The organism is Pseudomonas benzopyrenica, assembly GCF_036884265.1.
Taxonomy (GTDB): Bacteria; Pseudomonadota; Gammaproteobacteria; order Pseudomonadales; family Pseudomonadaceae; genus Chryseomonas; species Chryseomonas benzopyrenica.
The window spans coordinates 2,379,364-2,398,950 of record NZ_CP145723.1; the positions used below are offsets into that span (position 1 = coordinate 2,379,364).

At 63.1% G+C, this 19,587-nt stretch carries 25 protein-coding genes; 18 read left to right on the top strand and 7 right to left on the bottom strand.

Features of this window, described 5'->3' with window-relative positions:
- The first annotated feature begins 25 nt into the window (after positions 1-25).
- The 7 genes from V6W80_RS11180 (at position 26) to V6W80_RS11210 (ending at position 6,553) form a co-directional block, all read left to right on the top strand.
- Positions 26-1,192 (top strand): phage tail sheath protein, encoded by a 1,167-nt coding sequence (locus V6W80_RS11180; protein ID WP_338547141.1) that lies wholly within the window; start codon positions 26-28, stop codon positions 1,190-1,192.
- A 48-nt stretch (positions 1,193-1,240) separates the two neighbouring features.
- Positions 1,241-1,756, top strand: coding sequence for a phage major tail tube protein (locus tag V6W80_RS11185; protein ID WP_338547142.1), 516 nt, complete (start codon positions 1,241-1,243; stop codon positions 1,754-1,756).
- A 62-nt stretch (positions 1,757-1,818) separates the two neighbouring features.
- A complete protein-coding gene (locus V6W80_RS11190; protein ID WP_338547144.1) occupies positions 1,819-2,124 on the top strand; it encodes a phage tail assembly protein in 306 nt (101 codons plus the stop codon).
- A gap of 8 nt (positions 2,125-2,132) precedes the next feature.
- Positions 2,133-2,252 (top strand): GpE family phage tail protein, encoded by a 120-nt coding sequence (locus tag V6W80_RS11195; protein ID WP_338547146.1) that lies wholly within the window; start codon positions 2,133-2,135, stop codon positions 2,250-2,252.
- The gene (locus V6W80_RS11200) at positions 2,242-4,839 is read left to right on the top strand and encodes a phage tail tape measure protein (RefSeq protein WP_338547148.1); all 2,598 of its coding nucleotides are present in this window, start codon (positions 2,242-2,244) and stop codon (positions 4,837-4,839) included. The genes V6W80_RS11195 and V6W80_RS11200 overlap by 11 nt, the downstream gene beginning before the upstream one ends.
- Before the next feature lie 5 nt (positions 4,840-4,844).
- A complete protein-coding gene (locus V6W80_RS11205; RefSeq protein ID WP_338547149.1) occupies positions 4,845-5,288 on the top strand; it encodes a phage tail protein in 444 nt (147 codons plus the stop codon).
- Positions 5,285-6,553 (top strand): phage late control D family protein, encoded by a 1,269-nt coding sequence (locus V6W80_RS11210; protein ID WP_338547150.1) that lies wholly within the window; start codon positions 5,285-5,287, stop codon positions 6,551-6,553. The genes V6W80_RS11205 and V6W80_RS11210 overlap by 4 nt, the downstream gene beginning before the upstream one ends.
- Before the next feature lie 57 nt (positions 6,554-6,610).
- On the opposite strand, the gene V6W80_RS11215 is transcribed toward V6W80_RS11210, so the two are convergent.
- From V6W80_RS11215 to V6W80_RS11240, 6 genes are all read right to left on the bottom strand, one after another.
- Positions 6,611-7,252, bottom strand: a complete 642-nt coding sequence (locus V6W80_RS11215; protein WP_338547152.1) for a hypothetical protein — start codon at positions 7,250-7,252, stop codon at positions 6,611-6,613.
- A gap of 371 nt (positions 7,253-7,623) precedes the next feature.
- Positions 7,624-8,718: a hypothetical protein gene (locus tag V6W80_RS11220; RefSeq protein ID WP_338547154.1), complete on the bottom strand. Its 1,095-nt coding sequence runs from the start codon at positions 8,716-8,718 to the stop codon at positions 7,624-7,626.
- A 270-nt stretch (positions 8,719-8,988) separates the two neighbouring features.
- On the bottom strand, positions 8,989-10,251 hold the full coding sequence (locus tag V6W80_RS11225; RefSeq protein WP_338547155.1) for a Y-family DNA polymerase: 1,263 nt from the start codon (positions 10,249-10,251) through the stop codon (positions 8,989-8,991).
- Complete coding sequence (locus V6W80_RS11230) at positions 10,248-10,676, bottom strand: hypothetical protein (RefSeq protein ID WP_338547156.1); 429 nt, start codon at positions 10,674-10,676, stop codon at positions 10,248-10,250. Before V6W80_RS11230 ends, V6W80_RS11225 begins: the two co-directional genes overlap by 4 nt.
- Positions 10,677-11,059: 383 nt before the next feature.
- A complete protein-coding gene (locus tag V6W80_RS11235; protein WP_338547158.1) occupies positions 11,060-11,521 on the bottom strand; it encodes a DUF2511 domain-containing protein in 462 nt (153 codons plus the stop codon).
- A 120-nt stretch (positions 11,522-11,641) separates the two neighbouring features.
- Positions 11,642-11,986 (bottom strand): helix-turn-helix domain-containing protein, encoded by a 345-nt coding sequence (locus V6W80_RS11240; RefSeq protein WP_284670492.1) that lies wholly within the window; start codon positions 11,984-11,986, stop codon positions 11,642-11,644.
- A gap of 85 nt (positions 11,987-12,071) precedes the next feature.
- Between V6W80_RS11240 and V6W80_RS11245 the strand changes: the two genes are divergently transcribed.
- The 11 genes from V6W80_RS11245 to V6W80_RS11295 all read left to right on the top strand — a co-directional run bounded on the left by V6W80_RS11245 (position 12,072) and on the right by V6W80_RS11295 (position 18,442).
- Complete coding sequence (locus V6W80_RS11245) at positions 12,072-12,302, top strand: DNA-binding protein (protein ID WP_284670491.1); 231 nt, start codon at positions 12,072-12,074, stop codon at positions 12,300-12,302.
- Between the two features lie 29 nt (positions 12,303-12,331).
- Positions 12,332-12,814, top strand: coding sequence for a YmfL family putative regulatory protein (locus V6W80_RS11250; RefSeq protein WP_338547161.1), 483 nt, complete (start codon positions 12,332-12,334; stop codon positions 12,812-12,814).
- A gap of 106 nt (positions 12,815-12,920) precedes the next feature.
- Positions 12,921-13,301 carry a hypothetical protein gene (locus V6W80_RS11255; protein WP_338547163.1) on the top strand — a complete coding sequence of 127 codons (381 nt, stop codon included), beginning with the start codon at positions 12,921-12,923 and terminating at the stop codon, positions 13,299-13,301.
- Positions 13,298-13,657 (top strand): hypothetical protein, encoded by a 360-nt coding sequence (locus V6W80_RS11260; protein ID WP_338547165.1) that lies wholly within the window; start codon positions 13,298-13,300, stop codon positions 13,655-13,657. Before V6W80_RS11255 ends, V6W80_RS11260 begins: the two co-directional genes overlap by 4 nt.
- A 74-nt stretch (positions 13,658-13,731) precedes the next feature.
- A complete protein-coding gene (locus V6W80_RS11265; RefSeq protein ID WP_338547167.1) occupies positions 13,732-13,977 on the top strand; it encodes a hypothetical protein in 246 nt (81 codons plus the stop codon).
- Positions 13,974-14,237: a hypothetical protein gene (locus V6W80_RS11270; RefSeq protein WP_338547169.1), complete on the top strand. Its 264-nt coding sequence runs from the start codon at positions 13,974-13,976 to the stop codon at positions 14,235-14,237. The genes V6W80_RS11265 and V6W80_RS11270 overlap by 4 nt, the downstream gene beginning before the upstream one ends.
- The gene (locus V6W80_RS11275; RefSeq protein ID WP_338547171.1) at positions 14,237-14,455 is read left to right on the top strand and encodes a hypothetical protein; all 219 of its coding nucleotides are present in this window, start codon (positions 14,237-14,239) and stop codon (positions 14,453-14,455) included. The genes V6W80_RS11270 and V6W80_RS11275 overlap by 1 nt, the downstream gene beginning before the upstream one ends.
- Positions 14,456-14,457: 2 nt before the next feature.
- Positions 14,458-17,295: a toprim domain-containing protein gene (locus tag V6W80_RS11280; RefSeq protein WP_338547172.1), complete on the top strand. Its 2,838-nt coding sequence runs from the start codon at positions 14,458-14,460 to the stop codon at positions 17,293-17,295.
- A gap of 74 nt (positions 17,296-17,369) precedes the next feature.
- Positions 17,370-17,627 (top strand): hypothetical protein, encoded by a 258-nt coding sequence (locus V6W80_RS11285; protein ID WP_338547174.1) that lies wholly within the window; start codon positions 17,370-17,372, stop codon positions 17,625-17,627.
- A 2-nt stretch (positions 17,628-17,629) separates the two neighbouring features.
- Positions 17,630-18,169 carry a BRO-N domain-containing protein gene (locus tag V6W80_RS11290; RefSeq protein WP_338547175.1) on the top strand — a complete coding sequence of 180 codons (540 nt, stop codon included), beginning with the start codon at positions 17,630-17,632 and terminating at the stop codon, positions 18,167-18,169.
- Between the two features lie 3 nt (positions 18,170-18,172).
- Entirely contained in the window at positions 18,173-18,442 is a 270-nt protein-coding gene (locus tag V6W80_RS11295; RefSeq protein ID WP_338547177.1) for a pyocin activator PrtN family protein, read from the top strand.
- On the opposite strand, the gene V6W80_RS11300 is transcribed toward V6W80_RS11295, so the two are convergent.
- Positions 18,439-19,557 carry a tyrosine-type recombinase/integrase gene (locus V6W80_RS11300; RefSeq protein WP_338547179.1) on the bottom strand — a complete coding sequence of 373 codons (1,119 nt, stop codon included), beginning with the start codon at positions 19,555-19,557 and terminating at the stop codon, positions 18,439-18,441. The two genes, V6W80_RS11295 and V6W80_RS11300, sit on opposite strands and share 4 nt — an antisense overlap.
- Positions 19,558-19,587: the final 30 nt, after the last annotated feature.

Sequence of the window (19,587 nt, forward strand, 5' to 3'; positions counted from 1 at the left end):
TACCCACCTGCGCAGGCAACCTTCCATGGTCGACTTCCATCACGGCGTGCGTGTCCTCGAGATCAATCAGGGCACCCGCTCCATTTCCACCGTTTCCACGGCCGTCATCGGCATGGTTTGCACCGGCAGCGATGCCGATGCCACCACCTTCCCGCTCGACACGCCCGTCCTGCTGACCAACGTCCAGGCCGCTGTCGGCAAGGCCGGCACCAAGGGCACCCTGGCCACCTCCCTGCAGGCGATCGCCGACCAGTCCAAGCCCGTCGTGGTCGTGGTCCGGGTCGCAGACGGCGCCAGCGCGGCGGAGCTGCAGTCCAACCTGATCGGCGGCGTGGTCGCCGGCAGATACACCGGCATGAAGGCCCTGCTCGCGGCCAAGGCCAAGCTCGGCGTGACGCCGCGCATCCTGGGCATTCCCGGGCTCGACACCCAGGCCGTGACCACCGCCCTGCTGCCGATCGCCAAGCAGCTGCGCGCCTTCGTCTACGCCAGCTGCTATGGCTGCGCCACCAAGGAAGAGGCCGTCGCCTACCGCACCCAGTTCAGCGCCCGCGAGCTGATGCTCCACTGGCCGGACTTCCTGGCCTGGTCGACCGCCGACAACAAGACCGTCACCGCGGCCGCCACCGCCCGCGCCCTGGGCCTGCGTGCCCAGATCGACCAGGAGACCGGCTGGCACAAGACCCTCTCCAACGTCGCCGTGGCCGGCGTCACCGGCGTGTCCAAGGATGTCTTCTGGGACCTGCAGAACACCGCTACCGACAGCGACTACCTCAACGGCAACCAGATCACCACGCTGATCAACCACGAGGGCTACCGCTTCTGGGGCTCGCGCACCTGCAGCGACGACGCGCTCTTCACCTTCGAGAACTACACCCGCACCGCCCAGGTGCTGGCCGACACCATGGCCGAGGCGCATTTCTGGGCCGTGGACCGCCCGATGCACCCCAGCCTGGTACGCGACATCGTCGAGGGCATCAACGCCAAATTCCGCGAGCTGACCCGCCAGGGCTACCTGCTGGGCGGCGAGTGCTGGTACGACGCCGACGGCAACGCTGCCAGCACCCTCAAGGCCGGCAAGCTGTGGCTCGACTACGACTACACCCCCGTCCCGCCGCTGGAAGACATGACCCTGCGCCAGCGCATCACAGACCGCTACCTGGCCGACTTCGCGACCCGCGTAAACGCCTGATCCTGATCACCCGGCGCCCCTACGGGCGCGCACTGGAGAGCTGCCCTCATGGCCATGCCCCGCAAACTCAAGAACATGATGCTTTTCAACGACGGCCACTCCTACCTTGGCGTCGCCAAGTCCGTCACCCTGCCGACCCTCGGCCGCAAGATGGAAGCCTTCCGCGGCGCCGGCATGAACGGCCCCGTCAAGGCTGACCTGGGTATGTCCGACGACGGTATCCAGCTGGAATGGACCCTGGGCGGCCTGGACCTAACCGTCCTCAAGCAATTCGGCGCGGTGGGCGCCGCGGCCGTGCCCCTGCGCTTCACCGGCAGCTACCAGCAGGACGACACCGGCGAGGAGACCGCCGTCGAGATCGTCGTCCGTGGTCGCCACGAATCCATTGAGATGGGTGAAGCCAGCGCCGGCGAGGACACCGAGCACAAGATCACCACCGCCGGCAGCTACTACAAGCTGATCGTGGACGGCGAGACCGTGATCGAGATCGACCTCCTTAACTTCATCGAGATCGTTGGCGGCGAAGACCGCCTGGCCAAGCAGCGCGCCTCGCTCGGCATCTGATCCCGCCCCTTTTCCAGCCCGCCCCGGCGGGCAATCCCTAGCCTATTCCCTGGAGCACCACCATGAGCGATACCACCCCCGAGAACGTCATCGTCCTAGACCAGCCCATCGTCCGCGGCACCACCACCATCGACCAGATCGCCCTGCGCAAGCCCAACGCCGGCGCGTTGCGCGGCATCACCCTGTCCGACCTGCTGCAGATGGACGTCAACGCCATCGTCCGCGTGATCCCGCGCATCAGCACCCCGACGCTCACTGAGGCCGAGGTCCGCGCTATGGATCCCGCCGACCTGGTCGACGCCGGGAGTGTCGTCGCCAGTTTTTTGCTCAAGAAGTCCATGAAGGCGGATCTCTTCCCCGCCACGTAGAGGATGCGATGGCGGATCTCGCCATCACCTTCCACTGGCACCCCGCTGAGCTCGATCAGCTGAGCGTTTCCGAACTGATGGACTGGCGCGAACGCGCCCGCAAACGAGTCGCCCCCGATGGCCAATGACCTGCAGATCCGCGTCCTCCTGTCCGCCCTGGACAAGGTCACGGCCCCACTCAAACGCATCGCCGGGGGCGGCAACGCGACCGCCCGGGCACTCAAAGCTGCCCGGGACCGGGTCAAAGAGCTCAACCAGCAGCAGCAAGACATCAGCGCCTACCAGCGCCAGCGCGAGGCGGTGCGCCAGAGCGCCGAGGCCCTGGCCAAGGGCCAGGAGAAGCTACGGTCCTACCGCGAGCAGCTCAAGGCCATGGACGCCCCGTCCGCCGCCTTCCAGAAGACCTTCGCCAACGCGGCGGCAGCTGTCGACAAGCTGCAGGCCAAGCACACCGCCCAGCGCACCGAGCTGCAGCGCCTGCTGCCGATCATGCGCGCCAGTGGCGTCGACACCCGCGACCTCGGCGGCGCCCAGGCGCGCCTGCAGGCGCAGATCAGCAGCGCCAATGCGGCGATCGACACCCAGAAGAACAAGCTCGAGCGCCTCAATCGCACCCAGGAGAAGTTGGCCAGCGCCCGCGGTAAGCTCAAACGCGGCCAGGAGTTCGCCGGCAACGCCGCCATGGCCGGGGCCAGCTCGGCGGCCACCGGCGCCGCGATCGGTGGCCCGGTGCTGGGCATGATCAAGGCCTTCGCGCCGGCCGAGGACGCCGCCACCCAGCTGCGGGCCTCGCTGATGCAGAGCGATGGCTCAGTCCCCAAGGAATTCAAGGAAATCTCCGACCTGGCCACGCGCCTGGGCGATCGCCTGCCCGGTACCACCGCCGAATTCCAGGAAATGATGACCATGCTGGTACGCCAGGGGATGGCGGCCAAGACCATTCTCGGTGGCTTGGGTGAGGCGGCCGCCTACCTGGGGGTCCAGCTCAAGATGCCAGTCACCGAGGCCGCGGAGTTCGCGTCCAAGATGCAGGACGCCACCCGCACCAGCGAGAAGGACCTCATGGGCCTGATGGACACCATCCAGCGCGGCTTCTACCTGGGCGTCGAATCCAACAACATGCTGGAAGGCTTCAGCAAGATCAGCCCGGCGCTGGACATCATCAAGAAGGAAGGCCTCGAGGCCGCCAACGCCCTTGCTCCCTTGCTGATCCAGCTCGACCAGACCGGGATGGAGGGCGGAGCTGCCGGCAATGCCCTACGCAAGATCTTCCAGATGGGCATGGATACGGACAAGGTTGGCAAGGCCAACAAGGGCCTCAAGGACAAGGGCATCAAGCTGGACTTCACCGACGGCAAGGGCGAATTCGGCGGCATGGAGAAGCTCTACGCCCAGCTGGACAAGCTCAAGGGCCTCAACACCGAGACCCGCCTGGGCGTGCTGAAACAGGTGTTCGGCGACGACTCCGAGACCCTCACTGCGCTCAATACCATGATGTCCAAGGGCCTGGCCGGCTACCAGGAAGTCCAGGGCAAGATGAAGGCCCAGGCCGACCTGCAGATGCGCGTCAATGAGCAGTTGGGCACCCTCTCCAACACCTGGGAGGCCGCGACGGGCGCCTTCACCAACGCCCAGTCCGAATTCGGCGCCGCCATTGCGCCCCAGCTCAAGCAAATCATCACCTGGCTGGGCGACCTCGCCGGCAAAACCGGCGCATGGGCCCGCGAGAATCCGGTCCTCGCCGGCAACCTGGTCAAGGTGGCCGCGGTGCTGTCTGCCGTCTCGATCGCCTTCGGCACCGTCGCCCTGGGCGTTGCCGGCGTGCTCGGCCCCTTCCTCGCGCTACGCTTCATGCTTGCCCAGGTCGGCATCCGCCTGCCGAGCCTGATCGGTCTGCTGTTCAACCTCGGCAAAACCGCCCTGCCGCTGGTGGCCACCGGCTTCCGGCTGCTCGGTGCCGCAGTGGTGGCCAACCCCATCACCGCCGTCATCCTCGGCCTGGTCACCGCGGGCGCCCTGCTCTACACCAACTGGAGCACTATTGGCCCGTGGTTCAGAGGGTTGTGGGAGGAGATGAAGATGGGTGCCACGGGTGGTATTGCTGAGATCGCCAAGCTGATCCTGGACTTCTCGCCGATCGGGCTCTTCTACCGCGCCTTCGCGGCAGTGATGAGCTACTTCGGCGTCGAGCTCCCGGCCAAATTCACCGACCTCGGCGGCATGATGATGCAGGGCCTGGTCAACGGCATCACCAGTGGCCTAGGCGCGGTGAAGAACGCCGTCATGGGCGCCGGCGAGAGCGCGATCAACTTCTTCAAGGAGAAGCTCGACATCCACTCCCCGTCCCGCGTCTTCGCCTCCCTGGGCGAGTTCACCATGCAGGGCCTGGCCATCGGCCTGGGCAAGGGGGAAGGCAGTCCGCTGGCCCAGATCGCCGACACCGCCAAGCGCATCGCCAGCGCCGGCACGGTCGCCCTGGGCATCGGCACCGCCGCCACCCCCGCGCTGGCCAACGGCATCACCTTCGACGACCGACCTGCGATGTCCGCGGCAGCCCCTGCTGCCCCGGCGGGCGGCGACGTCTACAACATCACCATCAACGCGGGTGCCGGTACGGACGCCCAGGCGATCGCCCGCGAGGTCCAGGCCGCCCTGGCCCGCATCGAGAGCCAGAAAGCCGCCCGCGGCCGCAGCAGCCTCAAGGACAGGAGCTGATCACCATGATGATGGCCCTCGGCAATTTCATCTTCAGCCTCTACACCCTCGCCTACCAGGAGCTGCAGCGGCAGACCGACTACCGCCATGCCAGCAGCTCGCGCGTGGGCGCGGCGCCGGCCCGCCAGTTCCTCGGCAAGGGGGACGACAGCATCACCCTGCCCGGCTGGCTCGCCCCGGAGCTCGCCGGCACGCCCAGCAGCCTGGACGTGCTGCGCTACATGGCCGGTACCGGTGGCGCCTGGCCGCTGATCGAGGGCAGCGGGCGGATCTACGGGCTCTGGGTCATCGAGAGCATCACCGAGACCAAGACGCTCTTCTTCCAGGATGGCACCCCGCGCCGCATCGAATTCAGCATCGCCCTCAAGCGCGTCGACGACGACACCGGCCGCGAGCTGCTCGGCGCCGGCCTGGCCGGCATGGGCACCCTGCTGAGGAAACTGCTTTGATCCAGGAGCTGCTCGACACCGCCACTGGCCAGCTGCGCACCCTCGGCCGCGACCTGGTCCAGGGCGCCATCTATGCCCAGGCCCGCTACCAGATCCTGGTCGACGGCCAGGACATTAGCGCCCTCGTCGCGCCGCGGCTGATCAGTCTGGATCTGACGGACAACCGCGGCCTCGAGGCCGACCAGCTGAGCCTGGTGCTGTCCGACCACGACGGCCTGCTGGCCATCCCGCCCCGGGGCGCCAATATTCGCCTCTGGCTGGGCTGGTCCACTACCGGACTGATCGACAAGGGCAGCTACATCGTCGACGAGACCGAACACAGCGGCGCTCCCGACGTGCTGAGCATCCGCGCCCGCAGCGCCGACCTGCGCAAGGGCCTCAAGACCAAGCGGGACCAGAGCTACAGTGCCACCACCCTGGGCGCCGTGCTGCGCGTCCTGGCCGCGCGCCAGGGCCTCACCCCGCTCATCGCGCGCGACCTCGAGGCGCAGAAGATCCTGCAGCTGGATCAGACCGGCGAATCGGACGCCAACCTCCTCACCCGCCTGGGTGAAGACTACGACGCGGTGGCCACCGTGAAGGCTGGCCGGCTGCTGTTCCTCCCAGCCGGCGGCGGCAAGTCGGTCAGCGGCGCCGACCTGGGCCACGTCACCCTCACCCGCAAGGACGGCGACCAGCACAGCTACCTCCAGGCCGACCGCGAGAGCTACGACGCCGTGCGCGCCTTCTACTACGACGTCAACAGTGCGAAGAAGAAGGAGGCCATAGCCGGCGGCGGCGAGAACGTGAAGGACCTGCGCCACACCTACGCCGACGAGCTCTCCGCGCTGCGCGCCGCCCGGGCCGAGTGGAACCGCCTGCAGCGCGGTACCGCCACCCTCACCTACCAGCTGGCCCTGGGCCGCCCTGAGCTCATGCCCGAGCTCACCTACACCCTGCAGGGCGTGAAGGCCGAGATCGACGCCATCATCTGGTACGGGGGGAACGTGCAGCACAGCCTCACCGCGGACGGCGGCTACACCACGCGCCTGGAGCTGGAAGCCAAGCTGCCGGAGGACCTGGTCGCCGACCTGGTCGACGAGATCCAGGGCGACTACACCGGCATAATCGCCTACTACCGCGACCCCAAGACCGGCAAGGAGCACACCCTCACCGCGGGCGACCAGAGCAAGCCGCGGCGGCTGCGGCATCTGTACGCCACCAAGGCGACGGCAAAGCGGGCGGTGGATCGCGAGTGGCGCAAGATGCAGGAATCCAAGGCATGAAAAAGCCCCCTGCCGTAAGGCTCCGGGGCTATGGATTGCAGCGCTCAGGTAGTCAAATCACGCTTTCTTTTTAGATCTTGAATTCCTGGCACTTTTATCTGTCGGCTTGTAGTACATAGAAACCGGAAAATGGCGCACCTGGTATCGCAATCCAGTAGCAGGATGCACGTGGGATGTTATTTCACTCAGCGTCTGCAAACATCTCTCATGACGCGCTACGGCTATCTCGTAATTGCTAACAAGATAATCCATCCAGCCATCAAGAAAATCCAGCTTGCTTTGCTTACTAGTATAGACAATAACTGCTCCTTTAGAGCTAAAACCATTACCATCTGAGTAGCGATCGCAAAGCTGGCGAAAGCCTTCCATTACATACGCTGGGCCATCATCTAACTTAGCTTCTCCTAGCCAATTAAACCTGCCAGACTTTACCAAAAAATCCACATGGCCATTTCTATTACTATCGTGCTCAGCATCAAGACCTGCACCCTTCAACCATGTAAGAATTATGGTAGAAAGCTGATCCTCACCTAACGTATGAAAAACTGATTTATTTTGCTCAAGGTTAATAATTGCGTTAATCAAGTGCTCTTCGACGTCGCAGCAAAAATCATCATAGCTAGGCCTCGACAAATCTCTTTCGACGGTCACCCTAACAACACTTCCGCCTGGGAGATTCATAATCGTCTCAAGATTCACGATCTAGAACCTCTCGACAGAAAACAAACACAACATAAACATACTGCTTGTAGTTATCCACATTATAACTATAATGTGGATGTGCTAGAACGCCATTCTCCGCAGCATCTCTTAATGCCTCAACATCTAAATAATAGAATTCACCACTATCCTCTACAAACTGATACTTCTGTTCGAAAACTGAAAGGGGCGGGGACTTCAAATAGTTGAGACACCTTTGAAGCTGATCCAAAGAACAGCTTCTATGAGTAAAGCCGAGAAGAGCCTCATATGTGAAGACCGGGTTTTCTATAGGAGACTCTATCGCAGCGTCGAAGATGCTCCTACAACAATCGTTCAACCCAAGGACGGCGAGGTCTGCTTCGATTTTTTCACGCACTTGGCCGATGTTCATTTTTTGGCATCAAAGTCAGTATTTTCTGAGTTACGAAACGGTTGTCACTTGCGTACTTGATACCACGTACGATAGCGTGATCGTACCGCGCCCCTAGTTTCATAGCCTCTCTACAACTACCTGGAATAAACAACTCAGGTATTGAATCTGTACCATCTATATCTTTTCTATGCCAGATGATGGAGATTTCGAAAGGCATAATTTTGTGGTCAATAGCCTTGGCACCATTCAAATGAAACTCTTCTGTTCGAAGATCCCTACCGCCCTGCATGGTTTCGTGTTTTACAGAATCCGACTCTGTACGAAAACCAAGCTTTTTGATAGCGCCAGATGGATCAGAATAGATATTCTTAATCAGAGGGAGAAGATTAAGAGGAAGCCCAATTCCAGAATTATAAACTGTAGCACCAAAGACAACCCCGGAAAATGTCCGAAGATCCTCGTTAGACTTTCTTTGCTGCTGGACCGTCTGAAGCACTGCGGACCCTCTCATTACATCCGCCCGCAGCTGTAATACATTCAACCCGACATCGTAGTATATTACATCAAAAGTTTGTCGCGAAACATACTTCGTCGCTACGAACTTATCGTATTCCTTGAAGCGCTCAGGCAAATCGGATGAAAAATTCTCCCTCGTGTATTCCTCAGAGACCTCAAACCGCCTGCGTCTACTGAGGACACATCCAACACCAAACTCATCTGAAAATACGTCTACGATCTCGTACTTCTCTGTGGCCGAACTCAGCTCTTCACTAGATGCCATCAGTGGATATTTTTTTGCCAAGCCACTCGATGAAATCTTTAGATTTTTCAACCCATCAGCGAGCACTTGACCTACTGAGCTTGTGACAGAAAAATAGGCAACAGACTTCATGTCATTTACTGCCAGATCTTTAAGAGCGTCCGCTAAGCGAGAATAGAGACGAGGATCCTTATTAATGGCCTGCTCAAGGATCATCCCCAACTGCGCCCAACTTCTTGCCGTTGGTATTCCTGCCCCCCTAAGAATATATTGAAGGTAGTTTATATTCATTCTGGTACGGAGCTCAGAGATCAGGGCACTGCTATTCATTTCCAAATAAATCCTTCAAGAACTCTTCTAATTTTAGAGGTGAAGATCGAAGGACAAATGAACAGGAGCTGCCGCTAGAGCGAGACTCTTAGGATGAAAACTCCTAAGCAGACTGTTGAAACGTTCCATGTTCAAAGCCAATCAGATCCATCGATAACCAGATTAGAATCGTCCAATGACAATCGCAAGGGCGTTCGTCAGGTATTACAGCCGTTGCTCCCATTTGCCTCCACCCGCTTTTCCTTCTCGGCAATAGCAGACCCGACGAGCTCAGCCCGCCCGCGGCAACTCCCCCCACCGCGTCGTATACCCCCGCGACAACAGCTCCCGCCGCATCTGCCACCCCGGATCGGCGGGCACCCGCCCCACGTGCAGCGCCGCCCGCCCGTACCGCGCGTTGATCCGGTCCACCACCTGCATCAGCTCGCTAGGCCGCCCCTGCCCGGCCGGGGCGAAGAGATCCGGCGTGAACTCGTCCGTCTGCACGATGCTGCCCAGCACCACGGCGCATTTCGAGTAGGCGTAGCCCTCGCGATAGATTGGGTCCAGCCCGGCCAGCGCGGCCTGCACCAGGATGCGGGTATCGTCGGTCGGATGCGCCAGCTGGATGCCCAGGCTGCGGTAGTAGCGGCGGTCCTCGGGCTCGTGCTGGCCGGTCTGCACGCTCACCAGCAGCGTGGAGCACAGCGACCCCTGCTCGCGCAGCTTCTCGGCCGCCCGGGTCACGTAGGTGGCCATGGCCTCACGCAGCGCCTCGAGGCGGTACACCCGATGCCCGAACATACGCGAGCTGATGATCTCCTTCTTCAGCGGCGGCGCCTCGTGCAGGCGCATCCACTGCTCGCCGCGTAGCTCCCGTGCCGTCCGCTCTAGGACGCGAGAGAACTCTTTGCGCAGCATCGATAGATCCGCCCGGGCCAGGTCCTCGGCGGTAGTGATGCCGAGCCCCTGCAGGCGAGTGGTCAGCTTGCGGCCCACGCCCCACACATCGCCGGCCGGCGCCAGCGGCAGCAACCGCCCCTGCCGCAGCGAGTCGGTCAGGTCTACCACCCCGCCAGTAGCGCGCCAGGTCTTCCCGGCCCACTGCGCGAGCTTGGCCAGCGTCTTGGTGGTCGAGATCCCGACCCCGACCGGGATGCCCACCCAGCGGTGCACCCGCGCCTGTATCTCCCGGCCGAGCGCCTCCAGGTCACCGGGCATGCCCGTGAGGTCCGCCCAGCATTCGTCGATCGAGTAGACCTCCAGGTCCGGCACCATCCCCTGGATGGTCCGCATCACGCGATTGGAGACGTCGGCATAGAGCTCGTAGTTGGAGCTGAAGACGGCGACGTGGTGCTGCCGCAGGAAGGCCCGATTCTGGAAGTACGGCACGCCCATACCGATGCCCAGGGCCTTCGCCTCGCGGCTTCGGGCAATCACGCATCCATCGTTGTTCGACAGCACCACCACCGGCCGCCCTTTCAGCTCGGGCCGGAACAGCCGTTCGCAGCTGCAGTAGAAGGAGTTGCAGTCGATCAACGCGTAGACGCTCATGGCCGCAAGTCTCGCATCAGGAAGTCGACCACGCCCCAAAGCTCTACCTCACCGATCAGATCGAGGGGCCGCGGGTGGCCATCACGTCCGATCGTGGCCAGCAGTTGCTGCCGCTCCTGGCTGGTGAGCACCGTGCAGAGTCGGTGCTCACAGTCGGCCACCACGATCACTGCGCGCCCGGGCTCGACATCCCCGGCACGGTCCACGACCAGGACATCCCCCTGGTGGATGCTCAGCCCCGCGAGGGCTTCGCTGTTCACCAGCCAGAGCCAGAGGTTGGGCGCGCCCCAGCCAATCGCCTCATCGATCGAAAGCGGCAGCTGCGCATGATCCTCGGCCGGACTCTGAAAGCCGGTGATCTTCAGCCGCGCCTGGGAGAGCGTGAGCTGTGCGAGTCTGCGACCCCGTGTCTTGAAAGCGTCCATGATGGCACCTTGATACTGTACGTTTAAACAGTATAGGTGCTGGCTTCAGAAAGAGGTCAACAGACGGAGCGACGAATGGTGTCTACTGGCGGTGAGGTAAGGGACCGGCAGCCCACCGCAGGCTGCGCGTCAGAAGCAGGATGCGCCCTTGATCGGCGCTGGAAAGGTGACGGAAGGCATCAAGCAATTCTCGCTCGACCTCCACCAGGCGCATAGCGTCTTCTCGACGTTGTCGCGGCTCTGCCTGGGTATAACTCACCTGCTCCATGGTTGCATGACCCTCACATTACTGTATTTGCATACAGTACATTTTGTGACTTAGGTCGCCAACCCTTAAGGGTTACTTAATACGAAAAGCCCGGCGTAGAGGCCGGGCTTGCAGATCAGGACTTGGGACAGCGGGCAAGCGCTCGCTGGATCATCTCCGTAGGTGGCGGGACTTTCCAGGTCGTGCCAGTGCCAACCGATTTCGGATCGTCGCGCCAGATCTCGGTCAAATCATGCCAGCCCATCTTCGCTGCCTTGGACCGTGCTGATCCATTGACGGCGTAGGTGGTGTTGCCAACGCGCACCACGGTATAAGCCGGTGGCTCGCAGTCCAGCAGCACGGCAGGCACGGTAAAGGGCCAATCCTGGCCGTACTCTTCTGCCGTGATCTTCTCGCCATGTGCAGCGGACGGCGCACCCAGAACCTTGATGAAAAACCAAGCCGCGACCGTGATGAACGCCAGGCCGTAGAAGTAGTGCTTCAGACGGATACCTGGATTCTTGACCCCACAACCAGGGCAAACCTTGGCCGTCGGCGCCGCCTGGTGGCTACAGGTCTTACAGGGCGTCAGCGCCATGCGACACCTCCTGAAAAGGAGGCAGCGAGGCAATTCGCGAGCGAGCGATAGTGATGGGTCATGGAACTGCTCCTTGTGGAATCCATGCTTCCCGGCCCCCATGGCCGGGGCCGACAGGGCTTACGCCTTGCCGGAATCCAGTGCGCCGTCTGCTGCAGCCAGGGCGAAGGCCATACGGCGCGCGGCGTCTTTGCTTGTATCGGACATTCCTCGAAAGTGCCGCAGGAGCTCCGCCTCATCTGAATTGAGGCTGTCCACAGTCGTTGGCGTAGGTGTCCCAAAGAGTACGAAATTGACATCGATTCCGAGAGAAGCAACCGCAATCAGGTAGCTAGCATCGGGATTGCGCTCGCCTTTTTCGTAACCAAGCTGGGTGTTTTTAGCAATCCCAACAGCCACGGCCAAGTCGGTTTGGCTGAGGCGTAACCGCGTCCGTTCATCCCTCAAGCGTGAACCGATGGTCATAAAATTCGTACCTTACTCCCTTGACAGGTCCTAAATATCGGACCAATCTGCGCATCACCCACCCATAATCACACGATTTTGCACCATGGCCGAAACCTACGCTACCGACCAAGCCTGCAAAGAAGCCCGCGCCCGACTGGAGATGCAGGGGATGTCCGTAAAGGACTTCGCGATCCAGCATCAGCTGAACCCCAGTACCGTTTACGCGGTGATTAACGGGCAGAAGAAATGCCTTCGCGGCGAAGCGCATCGAGCCGCTGTACTGCTGGGTATCAAGCAGGGAGCTATCCCGGCGCAAGTTGCAGCAGAACGATAGGGCCGAACGCCCCAGGGAGATACTGGAAGATGAAACGCCCCGCCCTAGAAACCCGCCGTCAGGTCATTAGCGCCGTGATCTGCGCCTACCCTGGCGGTCGTGAATGCGCCGCCGCCCGCCTCGGCCTGCCGCTCAAGAAATTCGACAACCACGCCTACGAGACCGCCGGCTGCCGCCCGCTCAATGACCAGCAGATCCTGCTGCTGGAGCAAGAGACCGGCACCACCCACCTGGTGGACTACCTGGCCGCTCAATACGGCGGCTTTTTCGTGCGCCAGGCCGAGGTGGGCGACCTGGACAATCTCGATCTCTACAGCCGCGGCGTGGAGACAGCCGTCAGGCGTGGGCGGCTGAACCAGCTGATTGCTGAAGCGCTTGAAGACGGCGTGATCGATGAGAAAGAGGTCGTTGCCCTCCTAGCCGCCCACCGCCACTACATGGCCGGCAGCAGCGAAGAATTGCATGCGCTCGTCACGCTCCATGCTCGCCGGCCCAGGAGCAAACCCAACTAGCCTCAAGCCCCAGATCCCATACGACCTGCCAGGGTGGCAGGCGAGTAGTCGGCGCGGAGCGCCAGAACCCGGCCAGGCCGGAGCCGCGCAAGCGGTGGGAGTCACGATGCAGTTTTTGTGGAAGCTATTTGGCAAGACGAAGAAGACGCGGTTTCGCTGCGAGATCTGCGGCGCCCCCCTGATCTGCCGGACCAGTTGGTTCGAACACATCTTCATGAGGCGCGAGCTGTACCAGTGCGACTTCGTCCCATGCAGCCAAAGCTATTGGGGCCGCACCGAGCTGACCCACGCCGCCAACAGGAGCGGCCTTCCGGGTTCTCCGCCCTCTCAGTTGCCGATGCAAAACGAGGATTACGTGCGTATGGCGGCGCACGTCTATCGCTACAACCAGTACCTCGCCGCGCAGAAGAAAGGTGAACAGCAGTTGGACCTGCTGGAAGCCGACCAGGAAGACCATCAGCCCATCAGAGAGGACCTCGCATCGTGACCACCACCAACCACCCCGCCGACTACCTCGACACCATGCAGGCTGCTGCCCTGGCTTACCTGCGCAAGCACGAAAGCCAGCACCTTGGCCGCAGCCAGGCCCTGCAGGATGCAGCGATCGAGCACCTGCAGCTGATGGGCGTGCCGTCGCACACCGCCGAGCGCCTGGTCGTCCGCGCCACTGATCATCTCGAAGCCCTCAAGGGCCACCGTTTCCTGGACGTCGACGCCAGCACCGGCGACGTCGTCGTCCTGGTCAACCCGGCCACCGGTCTGCGCTACCGCATCCCCGTGCAGGAGATCTTCGACGCCCTCATCGACGAAGACCCAGGCACGCGACAGCCCGCCGCCCGCTAAGCCCCTGACCACCTGATCCATGCCCGCCTTGCGTGGGTATGGGTGAACTGCGCTTTTTTGCAGCGAGAAACATCATGCCGAACACCCTTTCCCTCCAGATCGAGCTGCCGCCGGCAGTCGCCGAAACCTACGCCCGCTGGCTCCAGGGCCGCGCCGACTACATCGTCAACCAGCACTGGAACGAACCGCGCTTCCTCCGGATCGAGGACACCGACAAGCGCCGCGTTGCCATCCTGCAGCGCTTCCCTTCCATGCTCGCCGCCCACCAGACCGCCGCCCAGATCCGCGCTCAGCTGAGCAATCAGGAGGCGGCCCAATGACTCTGCATCCCATCCTCCTGGACGGCTCTCCCGCTCTACGCGCGATCGTCGAAACACATCCGCTGGTCCTTGGCGGTCTGCAGCAGCTGACAGCCCGCCCACGCGACGCGGCTCATCTCAGCGCAACTCTTGCCCACTACCTATGGAATCTGCCTGACGTCGACGATTCGGTGGTGATCAACGCTGTTATCGACTTGGCCTCCATCACCGGCTTCATCCAGACGATCCTGAGCGCCGCCGGCGTCGGGGAGGCCAACTGATGCGCCGCCAGCTCGATGTCACCCTGCACCGCAACGCCGGCCAGCCCCTGATCGTTTCCAACGACGGCGCCCTAGGTAAAGAGGACTACTGGACCTCCGCCGAGCTGCGCGAGCTCGCCCGTGCCTTGAACATCCTGGCCACCGACGCCGAACGCCATGAGGGCGGCGACCTGCGCCTGGTTCGCGACCTCGGTACCGGCCGCGCGGCGGAGTTCTGAGCATGTACCAGATGGATCACAAGCTCCGCGCCGACGTCCTGCAGCGCCTCGAGGGTGACCTCGGGATGCGGCACATCGCCGGGACGAACTACATGCGCAAGGGCGAGTGCCCGGCCTGCCACAAGCGCGAGCTCTTCACCGATCACCGCGCGCCCTGGGTGCTCAAATGCGGCCGCGAAGCCAAGTGCGGCCAGACCTGGCACGTCAAGGAGCTGTACAGCGACCTCTTCGAAGACTGGTCCGAACGATTCAAGCCGACCCAAGACGCCCCGGCCGCCAGCGCCGACGGCTACCTCCAGTTCGCCCGCGGCTTCGACCTGGGCCTGATCAAGGGCTGGTACACCCAGGAGAACTACTGGGACCGCGCCCAGGGCATCGGCTCGGCCACCGTGCGCTTCCAGCTCGACAAGGGCGGCTACTGGGAACGGCTGATCGATCGCCCGGCGCGCTTCGGCAAGCAGAAGGCCCGCTTCCAACCCGGCACCAGCTACCGCGGCGTCTGGTGGTGCCCGCCGAGCCTGGACCTGCAGACGGTCAAGGAGCTCTGGATCGTCGAAGGCATCTTCGACGCCATCGCCCTGACCCATCAGGGCATCGCCGCCGTCTCGGCCATGAGCAGCAACGCCTACCCGGAGCAGTCGCTTAAGTACCTGGCCACCGCCCGCGCCGGCAATCTGCCCAAGCTGGTCTGGGCCCTGGACAACGAGCCCGGTGCCCACCGCTACACCCGCCGCTGGGCGCGCCAGGCCCGCGAGCTGGGCTTCAACTGCGAGGCTGCGCAGATCCCGCAACCGGGCCCCCGCAAGGTCGACTGGAACGACCTGCACCAGCGGTGGGCCTTCGAGCAGGACCAGGCGAAGCGCGAGGAGCGCCGCGGCCAGGACCTCAAGGAGGCGCGCTACCATGGCGCCCTGCTGCTGGCCGACACCGCCGCGGAGAAGGCGGTGCTGATGTACGAATGGCGCGAGCGCCACGAATTCCACTTCACCTTCGAGAGCCGGCTCTACTGGTTCAAGCTCGACCTGGACAAGTACAACAAGGCCCTCACCCACCTCGAGGAGTCCGAGCGCGACGAAGACCGCGAGCTGACCACCAAGCAGCAGCGCGACAAGGCCATGCGCCTGGCCGGCAATGTGGTAGAGATCGCCAACTGCGCGCCCCAGGCGCTGTACTTCCAGCGCAACGAGGTCACCGACGAGTCCTGGTACTACTTCCGCGTCGAGTTTCCCCACGACGGCGCCCCGGTGAAGAACACCTTCACCGGGGCCCAAGTCGCCGCCGCGAGCGAGTTCAAGAAGCGCCTGCTCAGCATGGCCGCCGGCGCCGTCTTCACCGGCAGCGGCACCCAGCTGGACAAGATCATGAAGGACCAGCTCTTCGGCCTGAAAACCGTGGAGACCATGGACTACGTCGGCTACAGCCGAGAGCACGGCTGCTATGTCTTCGGCGACCTGGCGGTGCGCGAGGGCCAGCTGCACCAGGTCAACGACGAGGACTACTTCGACTTCGGCAAGCTGCGCCTCAAGACCCTGCAGAAGACCATCGGCCTCAAGCCCAACCCCGCCGCTGGCGACTACCGCAGCGACTGGCTGCCGCTGCTCTGGACCTGCTTCGGCGCCAACGGCCTGACCGCCCTCACCTTCTGGTTCGGCTCGCTGTTCGCCGAGCAGATCCGCGCCCGCTACCAGTCCTTCCCCTTTCTGGAAGCCACCGGCGAGGCCGGCGCCGGCAAGACCACCCTGCTGACCTTTCTCTGGAAGTTGTTCGGCCGGGCCGGCTACGAAGGCTTCGACCCGTCCAAGTCCTCCACGGCCGGCCGCAGCCGCGCCATGGGCCAGGTCGCCGGCATGCCCATCGTGCTGATCGAGGGCGATCGCAACGACCCGGAGAAGGCCCACGCCAAGAGCTTCGACTGGGACGAGCTGAAGGACTTTTTCGGCGGCGGCACCCTGCGCACCCGCGGCATGAAGACAGCGGGCAACGAGACCTACGAGCCGCCCTTCCGCGGCACCATCGCTATCAGCCAGAACGCCCCCGTCAGCGCCTCCGAGGCCATCCTCACCCGGATCGTGAAGCTGCACTTCACCCGCCCCGTGCTGACCGACGAGAGCCGCGCCGCGGCCGACACCCTGAGCCGCATGGACGGCGAGGCCCTGAGCCACTTCCTGCTGCGGGCTACCCGTAAGGAGGCCGAGGTGCTGGCCCGCTTCCATGAGCTCTTCCCGCAGTACGAAGCCAGGCTGCGCCGCCTGGGCGACACCTGCTTCTGCTGCGGCACCCGCCTGACCGGTGACAGCCATCGCTGCAGTAGCTGCCAGAGCGACCTCGTCGGCCACCTGCGCATCGAGCGGATCGTGAAGAACCACGCCATGTTCCTCGCCCTGCTCGACTGCCTCGCCCTGGTAGTGGACATCCCCGCCGGCATGGTCAGCCAGACCCAGCGCACCATCGTTCGCATCGCCCTGGAACGGCAGGCAGCCATCAGCGCGGACAACCCCGTCGTCACCGAATTCTGGCAGGTCTACGACTACCTCCAATCGCTCAGCGAAAACCCGGTCGTCAACCACAGCAAGAACCCGGCTGAGGTGGCCATCAACCTCAACGAATTCATCGAGCGCGCCGCCGAGCACCGTCAGCGCCTGGCCGACATGAGCACCCTGCGCGAGCTGCTCAAGGATTCCCGCCAGTTCCGCTACCTCGACAACAAGGCCGTCGACAGCCGTATCCGCGAGCTGCAGCGCGCTGCTGCGCCTCTCGACAACCGCCCCAGCAAGGTCCGCTGCTGGGTCTTCAGCAACCCCCACTACCAACCTACGGACAAGGCCAGCAGAAACCGCTGACAGACACCGGAAACGAAAAGGCCCGGGAGAGCTGTAACTCCCCCAGGCCCTGCCACCACCCCTGGAGATTCATCATGCCAATGACTCAGAGCAGCAGCACTCAACAGCCTATCACGCTCCACCCGACCCTCGTCCGCCGGTACCGAGCCACCGCCCTGCTCGGCGAGGCGCTCATCCGCTACCAGGTCAGCAACACCCTGGGCGATCGCATCCACCTCCTCGCCCTGGCCAGCATGGCCAACGTCCTCGGCGCCCTGAAGCAGGAGGACGCCGACATCATCAACACCACCTTGGCCAAGCCGGCCCAGCAGCACATGGGAAAGGGAGAATGACCATGAACAACCTCAGTCTCATCAGCAATGCCTTCCAGTTCGCCGAGCGCGACGTCCGTACCGCCATCGGAGCGGATGGCGAGGTGTGGTTCTGCGCCAAGGATGTATACGAGGTGCTTGGCATCGTCTGGAAAGGCGCGTCCGGCAGCCTGAAAAACACCCCCGAAAAGTGGCAAGGGGTCTGCTACTGCAAGACCCCTGGCGGGGGTCAGGAGGTCATTTTCATCTCAGAACCCGCCATCTATCAGACTGCTTTCGCCTCTCGTAAACCGGAGGCACAGGCGTTTGCCGAATGGGTCTGCGGTGAGGTACTGCCCTCCATCCGCAAGCAAGGCTTTTTCGGTACCGTCCCCGGTCCGCAGCGCGCAGCCTACTCCCGGCAGATCGGCAAGCTCACCCAGCACCTGGTTGGCACCAAGGACGCTTTCGCCCGCCAGCTCTTCATTGGCGAGCTGCGAGACCTCTGCAACCTGGTAGGCAGACCGATGCCAGACCTGGCCCTGCTGGGCAAGGACCACCAGCAACTGCCGTTGGGGGTGTGACCCTTGAACACACTCTTCCTGCTCATGGCCCAGTACCAGGGCGCCGTGGTGGTACCGCTGGAGCGCCTCTGCACCGACTATTTCAGCCACCTGACGCCGACAAAGCTCCGTAGCAAGATCGTCGCCGGCGTCATCGACCTGCCGCTGGTGCGGATCGAGAACAGCCAGAAGGCCGCCCAGGGCGTGCACCTCACCGATCTCGCCCGCTACCTGGACCTGCAGCGCGAGCGGGCCGTCCTCGAGAACGACAAGCTGCACAACCGAGCACGCTAGCCCGGGACGCGCGCGCCGAGCACCACCGGCGCCGCGATGATCCTCTCCAGCCAGGGCCATCCCGCATAGGGATCGCCCTGGCCTCTCAGGTGCGTATAGCGTCGCATCGAATTCCAGTCGCGATGGCCCGACACGCTGGCCACCCGCGGGATGTCCCAGTCCATCTCGAACAGCCGGCTCACCCCATCGTGGCGCAGGTCGTGGAAGCGCAGATCCTGCAGTTCCAGGAACTGGCAGGCCCGGGTGAAAGACGCGGAGATGGAGTCGCCGTTGTAGGGAAAGATCCGCTCGCACTCACGCGGCATCGACTGGACGATGGCCCAAGCCTCATCCGGCAGATGGCACCAGACGTGGTTGCCGATCTTCTGCCCTGGATTCTTCATGTCGCGCACCAGCACCGCCTGCCGGCGTTCGTCTAGGTCGTCCCAGCGGATCCGCGTGATCTCCTCCTGGCGGCGGGTGGAGAAGATGGCGAAGGCGATCACCTTGGGCATGTTGATCGACGCCGGCCGGCGCCGCTGCATCTCGAAGAAGTGTTCCATCAGCAGGTCCAGCTCCCGCAGCTCTGGCCGCCGGTCGCGCTCCTTGCTCTTGCTGACCATGCCCATTTTCTTCAACACCCGGCGGGCATCAGCCATGGCGTGCGGGTCAATCTCGTAGCCCCAGGCCGGCCGCGCGATCGACAGCACGGCCGCCAGGTGCGAGAGGTCATTGCCCACCGTCTGCGCCTGCACCGCACCGCCCTCGGCGCCCATTCGCCACTGCCCGTACTCCACCAGGCGCTGGCTGGTGAGGTCGCGGTCCTGCAGGTCGCCCAGCCAGGTCTCGCCGATGGCCTTGAGCGTCGCTTCCTTGGTCCGGCCGAGGGCGCCGCCATACTGCTCCAGGTACCTGGCGATCATCTGCCTCACGGTCGCCCCGCCCCGCGCGGCCCTTTCCAGCGCGCCAGGATGCGCCAGTTCCGTTTCCCGCTTTTTCACCCACGCCTGGGCGGTCTGCTTCCGGTCGAATGTTTGGGTTTCCTGATAGACTCGGACTCCATCCCGCATGATGCGGACCTGGGCCGTATAGCCCGTGCTGCCATCCCTCCGGCGGCGTGAAGTTATCGTCCCCATTTCGATTTGCTACATCCCTGATTGCCGTTG

What these genes read in the sequence shown, in the direction of transcription:
- V6W80_RS11180 (WP_338547141.1), top strand. Translation starts at nt 26, where the DNA reads ATGGTCGACTTCCATCACGGCGTGCGTGTCCTCGAGATCAATCAGGGC.
- V6W80_RS11185 (WP_338547142.1), top strand. Translation starts at nt 1,241, where the DNA reads ATGGCCATGCCCCGCAAACTCAAGAACATGATGCTTTTCAACGACGGC.
- V6W80_RS11190 (WP_338547144.1), top strand. Translation starts at nt 1,819, where the DNA reads ATGAGCGATACCACCCCCGAGAACGTCATCGTCCTAGACCAGCCCATC.
- V6W80_RS11195 (WP_338547146.1), top strand. Translation starts at nt 2,133, where the DNA reads ATGGCGGATCTCGCCATCACCTTCCACTGGCACCCCGCTGAGCTCGAT.
- V6W80_RS11200 (WP_338547148.1), top strand. Translation starts at nt 2,242, where the DNA reads ATGGCCAATGACCTGCAGATCCGCGTCCTCCTGTCCGCCCTGGACAAG.
- V6W80_RS11205 (WP_338547149.1), top strand. Translation starts at nt 4,845, where the DNA reads ATGATGATGGCCCTCGGCAATTTCATCTTCAGCCTCTACACCCTCGCC.
- V6W80_RS11220 (WP_338547154.1), bottom strand. Translation starts at nt 8,718, where the DNA reads ATGAATAGCAGTGCCCTGATCTCTGAGCTCCGTACCAGAATGAATATA.
- V6W80_RS11225 (WP_338547155.1), bottom strand. Translation starts at nt 10,251, where the DNA reads ATGAGCGTCTACGCGTTGATCGACTGCAACTCCTTCTACTGCAGCTGC.
- V6W80_RS11230 (WP_338547156.1), bottom strand. Translation starts at nt 10,676, where the DNA reads ATGGACGCTTTCAAGACACGGGGTCGCAGACTCGCACAGCTCACGCTC.
- V6W80_RS11235 (WP_338547158.1), bottom strand. Translation starts at nt 11,521, where the DNA reads ATGGCGCTGACGCCCTGTAAGACCTGTAGCCACCAGGCGGCGCCGACG.
- V6W80_RS11240 (WP_284670492.1), bottom strand. Translation starts at nt 11,986, where the DNA reads ATGACCATCGGTTCACGCTTGAGGGATGAACGGACGCGGTTACGCCTC.
- V6W80_RS11245 (WP_284670491.1), top strand. Translation starts at nt 12,072, where the DNA reads ATGGCCGAAACCTACGCTACCGACCAAGCCTGCAAAGAAGCCCGCGCC.
- V6W80_RS11250 (WP_338547161.1), top strand. Translation starts at nt 12,332, where the DNA reads ATGAAACGCCCCGCCCTAGAAACCCGCCGTCAGGTCATTAGCGCCGTG.
- V6W80_RS11255 (WP_338547163.1), top strand. Translation starts at nt 12,921, where the DNA reads ATGCAGTTTTTGTGGAAGCTATTTGGCAAGACGAAGAAGACGCGGTTT.
- V6W80_RS11265 (WP_338547167.1), top strand. Translation starts at nt 13,732, where the DNA reads ATGCCGAACACCCTTTCCCTCCAGATCGAGCTGCCGCCGGCAGTCGCC.
- V6W80_RS11270 (WP_338547169.1), top strand. Translation starts at nt 13,974, where the DNA reads ATGACTCTGCATCCCATCCTCCTGGACGGCTCTCCCGCTCTACGCGCG.
- V6W80_RS11275 (WP_338547171.1), top strand. Translation starts at nt 14,237, where the DNA reads ATGCGCCGCCAGCTCGATGTCACCCTGCACCGCAACGCCGGCCAGCCC.
- V6W80_RS11280 (WP_338547172.1), top strand. Translation starts at nt 14,458, where the DNA reads ATGTACCAGATGGATCACAAGCTCCGCGCCGACGTCCTGCAGCGCCTC.
- V6W80_RS11285 (WP_338547174.1), top strand. Translation starts at nt 17,370, where the DNA reads ATGCCAATGACTCAGAGCAGCAGCACTCAACAGCCTATCACGCTCCAC.
- V6W80_RS11290 (WP_338547175.1), top strand. Translation starts at nt 17,630, where the DNA reads ATGAACAACCTCAGTCTCATCAGCAATGCCTTCCAGTTCGCCGAGCGC.
- V6W80_RS11300 (WP_338547179.1), bottom strand. Translation starts at nt 19,557, where the DNA reads ATGGGGACGATAACTTCACGCCGCCGGAGGGATGGCAGCACGGGCTAT.